This window comes from Hyalangium sp. (genome assembly GCF_035629615.1).
Classification (GTDB): domain Bacteria; phylum Myxococcota; class Myxococcia; order Myxococcales; family Myxococcaceae; genus Hyalangium.
In genome coordinates this window covers 1-8,667 of the sequence record NZ_DASPHO010000700.1, presented here as the reverse complement: position 1 = coordinate 8,667, position 8,667 = coordinate 1, and the positions used below count along the sequence as shown (strand labels likewise).

Genomic DNA, 8,667 nt, shown 5'->3' with positions numbered 1-8,667 from the left:
GAGGAGGCGGCGGTGCGGGGGGTGGCGGCGGCTGGTGGAGGAAGAGGAAGTACCCCAGCGGCAGGGCCGCCAGGATCAGGACGAGCCCGAGGATGAAGCGCGTCTGTCGCGGTGGGGGGGAGGTTCCAGCCATTTCACTTCAGAGGGTATCGCACGCGGGCGCGGCGCTCACGCCTTCGTCAGCCACACGGTGAAGCACGAGCCCTGCCCCACCTCGCTCCTCATGTCGATCGTCCCTCCCGCCTCGCTGACGATGCGGTAGGCCACCGAGAGTCCGAGCCCTACATTGGACCACACATCCTTGGTGGTGAAGAAGGGCTCGAAGACGCGGTGGCGGTGCTCGGGGAGGATGCCCTTGCCGGTGTCCTCCACCTCGAGGAAGCCCTTGCCGTCGCGCTCGCCCGTGCGGAGGGTGAGCAGCTTGGTGCCCGTCTTCAGCATCGCGGTGCGGGCGTTGGACACCAGGGCGAGCACCACCTGAGAGGCCTGGGCCGGATCCGCCTTCACGCGCACCGGGGGCGCCAGCTCCAGCTTGAGGGAGATGCCCTCGCCCTTCATCTGGCTCTCGGTGAGGCTGAGCGCCTCGCGCACGACGTTGTTCATGTCCACGGCCCGGAGGTCCGCGCGCGCGCGCTGCTGGGAGAAGCGCAGCAGGTTCTGGGTGATCTCCTTGCAGCGCTTGGCGCTGATCTCGATCTTGCGCAGCGTGTCGAGATCCGGATCGGCGTCGTTGCGGCTCATGAGCATGAGCTGCACGTAGCCGAGGATGCCGGCCAGGGGGTTGTTGAGCTCGTGGGCCACGCCCGCGCCAAGCTGGCCCACCGCCGCCAGCTTCTGGGCCTCGAGCAGCTGGACCTGGGCGGCCTTCAACTCCATCATGGCCTCGTCCACCTTCGCGCGCAGATCGTCGTTCCAGCGCATCAACCGGGTGCGGGCCGCCTCCAGCTCGGCGCCCATATGGTTGAAGGTGCTAGCCAGCGCGGCGATCTCGTCGAACCCCTCCACGTGCACGCGCCGATCCAGCTCTCCTCGGCCCAGCGCCTCCACGGCGGCGGACACCTCGGAGAGCCGCGCGGTGATGCGGCGGGTGAAGAGCGCGCCCAGCGTCAGCAGCACCGCCAGCGCGGCGCCAATGGACACCAGCACCGTGCGCCGCATGGAGGTGACGGGGGCCATCGCGACGGCCTCCTCCACGGAGACCACCACGTCGAAGTCCAGCTTCTGCGGCACGCGCGCGGCGCTCACCCGGAGGGCCGGCTCGCGCACCTGGAAGCTGCGCGCCGTCTCGCCCGCGGTGGCGGCCAGCTGCGCCTGGACGCTGGCCTCCAGCGCCCCGAGCCGCCGCTCATGATCGGAGCTGGCCAGGATGCGCCCGGCGCTGTCCACCAGATCGATGTGGCCCATGCTGTCCCGGGCCTTGCGAACCAGCAGCTCCTCCAGATCCTTGAAGACGATCTCCGCCAGCGCGAAGGAGGCGCTCTCGCCGGCGCCCAGCTTGATGGCCACGGCGACGGCGGCCTTGCCGCTGAGCGCGTGCGAGTACACCCGCCCCATCGCTGCCTCGCCCTTGTCGCTGTGCTTCAGCGGCTGCACGGGCACCGCGCGCGCGAGGACGTCCAGGGAGGCCTCATCGAAGCCCGGGTGCCCGTCCTCCTCTCGCGGGTAGAACACGGGCTGTCCCAGCCGCTTGCCCGCGGCATCCAGCCGCATCACCGCGCTCACCGCGGAGGACTGGCGGAAGATCAGGCTCAGCGCGCCGAGGGCCTCCTCCTCATTGAGGGCCTCCCAGTCGATGGACTCCGCCACGAGCGCCATGGCGTCCACCGTCCTCATAAGTGTGCTGGCCACGCTCTCCGCGGTGGCCACGGCCAGGGTCCGCTGCTCGCCGGCGATGCGGCTGGCCAGCTCCGCCTCCGCGCGGGACAGGAGCAGGAAGCCCACCACGGCCAGGGGCAGCACGGTAGCGGCCAGCATGAAGAGGATGAGCTGCTGGTAGAGCTTCATCCCGTGATGATCCGGCTCTCCCGCTCGCGGTCACTTCGCAGGTAGACGGACCCCTGAATGGCCTTCGCCCGCTTCTTCATGTCGGCCGCCCGGCGCGCCAGCTCGGCGTGATCATGGGCCACCCCGTCGCTCATCACCGCGACGATGGACACGCTCATGATGGGGAACTTGCGCTTCTCGCCGAACCGGTCCTCCGCCTCGATGTGGCCGCGCTCCCGATCCTGCCTGTCATAGTAGAGCGGGATGATGCGATCGAACGCCTCGATGGCGCGCTGGCAGATGCGATCCACGGACTCCGGGGCGGTGATGAAGACGAAGTCGTCCCCCGCCACGTGCCCCAGGAAGTCTCCCGCCAGGCCCTCCTGCGTGAAGATGTCCCGCAGCAGATCGCCCGTCTGGCGCACCACGCCGTCGGCCTTCGCAAAGCCGTAGTAGTCGTTGTAGGCCTTGAGGTTGTCCAGATCCAGGTAGCAGAAGGCGAAGGGCTTGCGGGCCATGAGCCGGCGCTGCACCTCGCGCTCGATGGCGTTGGAGCCCGGCAGCTGCGTGGTGGGCGAGGCGGACAGCTCCTGCTCCTTGCGCCGCAGCACGCTCTCCACGCGCGCGCCCAGCTCCAGCGCGTCGAAGGGCTTGGTGATGTAGTCGTCCCCGCCCAGCTTGAGCGCGCGGATCTTCGAGGCCGTCTCCGCGCGGGCCGACAGGAAGATGACGGAGATGTGGCCGCTGGCACGCTCGGCCTTGATCTCCTCGATGAAGACGAAGCCGTCCCCGTCCGGCAGCGCCACGTCCAGGAGGACGACATCCGGCCGGCGCTCGCGCAGGACGCGGCGGGCCTCGTCCAGCGAGTTCACCACCGTCACCTCGAAGCCCAGGCTGGCCAGCACCTCATTGCAGATGCTGCCGATCTTCGGATCGTCGTCCACCACCAGCACACGCCCGTGCTGTTGGCCGGTGCGCCCGCGCACGAGTGAGTCCACGGTGGCCAGCAGCTTGTCCACCATGAGCGGCCGCAGCAGGAAGGCGTCCGCCCCCGAGCGGAACGCGCGCTGGCGCTCGTCGAACGAGGAGTTGACCAGGAGCGGCGTGCGCCGGGTGTCGGGATCGTGCCGGAGGATCTCCGCCAGCCGCAGGCCGTCCACATCCGGCAGCCGCACGGCCACGAGGATCGCGTCCGGGTGATGGCGCCGGGCCACGCTGATGCCCTCCTCCGCCGAGCCGGCAAGCCGCACGTCATACCCGCGCTGCAGCAGGAGCGCCTTGATGATGTAGGCCAGCTCCACCTCGCCCTCGATGACGAGCACCCGGCCGCGCGGATCGAGCTTGCGGGCGGTGTAGGCGGACTCGGCCGCGTCGGGGCGCAGCAGCTCCTGGGGCGGCTCCACCGGCAGCACGGTGACGAAGCGCACGCCCTGCGCGCTGGGCTCGCACCAGATGTGGCCGCCGTGGGCCTCGATGATGTGGCGGCAGATGGCCAGCCCCAGGCCGGTACCGCGCACGGTGCGGTTGGACGGGGTGCGAGCCTGCTCAAACCGGTCGAAGATGCGCTCCAGGTTCTCCTCGGCGATGGGCTCGCTGCTGTTCCAGCAGGACAGCGCCACGAAGCCGGGCAGGGACGAGGTGGCGCGCAGCTCCAGCGTCACCTCGCCGCCCTCCGGGGTGAACTTGACGGCGTTCGTCAGCAGGTTGTTGAGCACCTGGTTGACGCGGTTGGGATCGGCCAGCACGCGCAGCCCGTGCTGCGGCAGCGAGGTGGACACCTTCACCCGCCGCTCCTGGAAGGCCGGCCCGTACTTCTCCACGGCGCGGCGCACGAGCTCGTCCAGGTACGTGAGCTCGAAGTTCATCCGCAGCCGGCCCTTGGCGAACTTGGCCAGGTCCAGCAGATCATCCACGAGCGCGTTGAGCTTCTCCGTGGAGTCCTTGGCCATGGCCAGGTAGCGCTGCTGCTTCTCGTTGATGGGGCCGGCCAGGTAGTTGAGCACCAGATCCAGCGCGCCCGAGATGGAGGTGAGCGGGGTGCGCAGCTCGTGGCTCACCATGGAGACAAACTCGTCCTTGCGCTCCTCGAGCACCTTCTGCTCGGTGACATCCCTCAGCACCACGCACACGCCGCGCACGGTGCCGCGCGCGTCATTCACCGGGGTGACGGTGCACTGGATGTGGCGCTCGAAGAGCTCTACCTCCTCCTCGAGCACCTGCGAGCCGCTGTACTCCCAGCCGCGGATGAGCTCGGAGGGCTCGAAGCCCAGGCGCTCCTCCAGCATGCGTCCGGTGAGGGCGCCCGCGTCCTCGCCCAGGCGCAGCAGGAGCCGCGCGGCCGGGTTGATGACGACGATGGCGTCCTGCTCGTCGGTGAGGAGCACGCCATCCGCCATCGACTCGACCATGCGCTCGATGCGGCGGCGGGCCTCCTCCTCCACCGTGCGCAGGGACTGGATGGCGTCCGCCGTCTGATTGGCCAGCGTGTCCAGCAGCACACCGTCGTCCTCGCTGAACGCCTGCGCGTTCTGCGAGAACAGCGACAGCATGCCCACGGGCTTGCCGCCGGCCACCAGGCTCACGGTGACCTGGCTGGGGTAGACGGCCGGCGCGCTGGAGTCCTGGGTGATGGTGCCGGTGACGCGGGTGGTGAGCCGGTCCTCGGGCAAGAGCTGTCCCGAGCTGCGCCGGTAGGCGCCCAGCATAGACTCCTTGACGCCCAGGAGGGCCTTCTCGCCCACCGTGCCCAGGCAGCGCAGGCGCAGGATGGCGGAGCGCGCATCGTCCGGCGCGATCAGCGCGGCGCCGCAGTCATACGGCAGCACGCGGGCCACGGCGCTCAGCACACGGTCAATGATGGCCTCGTAGCTGGGCGGATCCGAGGCGCTGGCGCGGCTGACTTCGTAGAGGACGAAGAGGGCCTCCACGCGCTGGTGGAGCTGGCGCAGCAGCCGCTCCTTGTCTCGGCGCAGCTGCGTGTACTCCACCGCGTTCTTCACGGTGATGAGGAGATCGTTCACCTCCCAGGGCTTGGTGATGTAGCGGTACACCTGGCCCTGGTTGATGGCGGCGATGATGTCTTCCGGATCCGTGTAGCCGGTGAGCAGCAGCGTGGTGACGTCGATGCCCTCGGCCCGGGAGGCGGTGACGAGTTCGATGCCCGTCATCTCGGGCATCCTCTGGTCCGTGATGAGGACGTCTACCGTCTGGGTCCGAAGGATCGACAGCGCCTCCTGACCGGAGGTGGCGGTGAGGACGCGGTACTGCCGCTGGAACATCCGGACAAGGATGTCCAGGACATCTGCCTCGTCATCAACGAGGAGCAGGGTGTGTCGGAGCTCGGACAAGACGGTGGAAATTGTACGCCCAGATCAGTCCGAAATCTCAAGATCTCTCATGGGTCCCTGAAGGGTAGGAGGAGGCCCGGACGGTCGGAAAGCTTGCCTGCCTGAAACCATTGACTCTACACGCCTGTTCAGGGAGCATGAGGTACTGAAAGCCTGTTGCCCTGGGTGAAGGTGCCTGGGTCCCTGACCGAGAGAGGGAGCGTGGCATGGAAGAGTTGACGGAGCGCCAGCGCGAGATTCTCGCCTTCATCGTAAAGGAGACGGAGGTGCGGGGTTTCCCGCCCACCATCCGCGAGATCGGCGAGCAGATGGACATCCGCTCGACCAACGGGGTGAACGATCACCTCAAGGCGCTGGAGCGCAAGGGGTACCTGAACAGGGGCGAGCAGCAGAGCCGCTCGCTGGTGCCGACCAAGCGGGCGAGGATGCTGCTGGGGCTGGGCGCGAAGAAGGACTCGGGGATGGTGGATGTGCCGCTGCTGGGCAAGGTGGCTGCGGGAGCGCCGCTGCTGGCCCAGGAGCACATGGAGGACTCGGTCAAGATCGACAGCTTCCTCATTGGGGGCACGGGCCGTGAGGTCTTCGCGCTCCGGGTGAAGGGGCAGTCGATGATCGAGGACGGCATCCACGACGGGGACTACCTGTTCGTGCGCAAGACGCCGTCGGCGCAGCCCGGGGACATTGTCGTGGCGCTCATCGAGGAGGAGGCGACGGTGAAGCGCTACTTCCCGGAGCCCGAGCGCATCCGGTTCCAGCCAGCGAACAAGGACATGTCGCCCATCTACGTGAACAAGGCGGACTTCCGCTCGACGATGCTCCTGGGGATCGTCGTGGGCGTGTACCGGAAGCTGGCCGGCGGGCGGAACTGACGCACGCTTGGCGTTTACGAGCGGTCTGGGAGCCTGCGATCCACGGCAGGTTCCCCTCCTCTCCTCTGAGCCGGATCAGGGGCAGGCGCTGGCTCTGCCTCCGTCGGTCCCGGAGATCCGGGTGCAGGCGGCCTTGACGGTCTCGGTGTCCTTCAGCTCGCGCGCCAGACGTGCGGTGCGCAGCTGGAGCTCCACGTTCGTCGCATTGTCCGGCTCGGCCGCCAGGTTGCTGAGGATGCGCAGCGCATCCGGCTTGCGCTCGAACGTCACGAGCAGCTCGGACAGCTCGAGCAGCTCGCGCACGTCCGTGCCCGACACCGTCTCCAGGGCCTTGCTCAGCTCTTCCTCGGCCGCCTTGCGGTCCTTCTGGGAGAGGTGGAGCTGGGCCATCGCCACATGGACGAGGGCCCGGTCCTTCACCTTGAGGGACTCGCGGAACGCCGCCAGGGCATCCTCGGCCTTGCCCTGACTGGCGTAGATCCGCCCGACGAGTTCCCAGAGCGCGGGATCCTTGGGCGCCTTGGTCGCGGCCTCACGGTAGGCGGCAACCGCCTCGTCCTTCTTCCCGGCGCGCACCTGCTCGTCCCCCAACACGGCGAGCACTTCAGGCGCACGCACGCCCTGCTCCACCGACGTCTGCAGCAGCGCCAGGGCCTCCGCGTGCCGGCTGTCCTCCTGGAGCAGCTCCACCGCTCGCAGCACGTAGTCTGGCTTGAGCCTGTCCGGGCAGACCTCGGCGGCGAGCTTGAAGTGACGGAGGGCCTCCTCCCTCTCGCCACGCTTGAGGTGGATCTCCGCGAGCTGCTCGAGCGCGTTAAAGTCCTTGGCGTGCAGGCCAATGGCCTTGCGCAGCGAGGCCTGTGCCTCCTCGTCCTTGCCCGTCTGCGCCTGGATGAAGCCGATGCGGCTCCACGTCGTGGAGCGCTTGGAATCCAGCAACAGCGCCGCCTGGAACTCGGCGAGCGCCTCGTCGAGCTTACCCATGGAGAGGTACACCTCACCCACGGCGGCGGGCAGCCGCGGATCGCTCGGCACCAGCTGCTTCATCTCGTTGAACGAGGCGATCGCCTGCTCGAAGTCGCCCTGCAGGTACTCGGCGTTGCCCTTGAGGTAGAGGCCCTCGGCCCGATCCTTGGGATCGATCTTGGGAGTGTCGTCACACGCCGCGGCAGCGAGCAGGGCGAGCAGCGGGAGGGCGCGCAGGCGCGAGGACATGAACAGGGCTCCAGGCCTCAGAAGTGATACGAGATGCCGGCGTTGAGATCGAGGTTGAGCCCGTCGCCAAGGCCGTTGTTGGCCAGTCCGAGCGTGGCCTGGGCGAGGTTGGTGCCAGCCTCGAGCTGCAGGCCCACCTTGCCGGCGATGAGGTACTCGGCGCCGAAGAAGCCGATCACCGTGGGCAGCGGGCCGGTGGACTTGAAGATGCCGAACTGCCCGAACGCGAGCTGCACGCCGAGTCCCAGCCCCCAGTAGGGCCGCAAGGAGTGCTCCAGCCGGTAGTAGTGGCGCGCGCCCAACATGCCGGGGAGGATCCTGAGGCGCCCGTCCTTGTCCTCACCGCCGGTGGAGCGGATAAAGGTGATGCCCATTTGCAGGAAGCCCACCCACTCGGGGTGGAAGGAATAGCCCAGCTCCAGGTCCGCGCCGGGGTTGAGGGCCTGGATGTTGGAGATGAACGTGTTGTTGATGCGCAGCCCCAGCACGAAGCCGCTGCCAGGGGTCTCCTTGACGCTGCCGAGCAGAGGCTTGGCCGCGCGCGTGTCCTCCTTGGGGGCCAGCTCTGCGAGGAGCTGCTCTCCCATAGCGTCCGCGATCTGAGGGAGCTCCTCGGTGCTGGAGGCCTCGGCACGGGGCCGGGCCAGGCCGCGACCGCTGAAGGTATCGAGCAGGCTGAGGGTGAGCAGGTACTTGTCGCCGAACCGGTCCAACCGCCCCGTCACCACGAAGCGGGCGCCGACGGCGTTCGACAGCTCCTCGAGGCAGGGGCCCTTCGTGGAGCACGAGCCAGAGCCCAGGAGCTGACGCTGACGCTCGGTGCTCAGCATCGTCTCGATGTCCTTCTGGGTGAGCACCTTGAGCTTGGGAGACTCGGCCAGCCGGCTCGCGATCAACGAGGCGATGCCCGGCGCATCCTCCTGCGCAGCCTTGTTGGCTTCGAGGGCGAGGACTGCCACGGTGGGGAGCCCCGAAGGCGCCGGGTCCTGCTTCGCCGTGGCCGGCTTCTCGGCGGGAGCCGTCGCGGGAGGAGGGGCAGCCTGGCTCCCCTCACTCGACGGGCTGGCGCCAGGGGTGGGTGCCCCGGGCTGAGGAGCCGGAGCAGGCGCGGATGGGCCTGTCGAGGGAGCAGCCTGCGGCGCGACCGGTGGAGCCTCGGGGGGCACAGCGGGCGCGGCGGCGGGGGTGGACGAAGAAGGCTTCTCTTCGGCAGGGATCGGTGTCTGGGCACGAGCCACTGCCGGGAGCAGCAA

General features: G+C 68.7%; 5 protein-coding genes. 1 reads left to right on the top strand and 4 read right to left on the bottom strand.

Annotation, left to right across the window (positions count from 1 at the left end; translation table 11 throughout):
* Positions 1 to 168 precede the first annotated feature (168 nt).
* Entirely contained in the window at positions 169 to 2,004 is a 1,836-nt protein-coding gene (locus VD972_RS35110; protein ID WP_324993175.1) for a sensor histidine kinase, read from the bottom strand.
* Positions 2,001 to 5,330, bottom strand: a complete 3,330-nt coding sequence (locus VD972_RS35105) for a response regulator (protein ID WP_324993174.1) — start codon at positions 5,328 to 5,330, stop codon at positions 2,001 to 2,003. Before VD972_RS35105 ends, VD972_RS35110 begins: the two co-directional genes overlap by 4 nt.
* Before the next feature lie 206 nt (positions 5,331 to 5,536).
* On the opposite strand from VD972_RS35105, the gene lexA reads away from it, so the two are divergent.
* Positions 5,537 to 6,199 (top strand): transcriptional repressor LexA, encoded by a 663-nt coding sequence (gene lexA / locus VD972_RS35100; RefSeq protein WP_324993173.1) that lies wholly within the window; start codon positions 5,537 to 5,539, stop codon positions 6,197 to 6,199.
* A gap of 75 nt (positions 6,200 to 6,274) precedes the next feature.
* Here the strand turns inward: lexA and VD972_RS35095 are convergent, their stop codons facing one another.
* A complete protein-coding gene (locus VD972_RS35095) occupies positions 6,275 to 7,414 on the bottom strand; it encodes a tetratricopeptide repeat protein (RefSeq protein WP_324993172.1) in 1,140 nt (379 codons plus the stop codon).
* Between the two features lie 17 nt (positions 7,415 to 7,431).
* On the bottom strand, positions 7,432 to 8,667 hold a 1,236-nt coding region (locus VD972_RS35090), incomplete at its 5' end, for a hypothetical protein (RefSeq protein WP_324993171.1).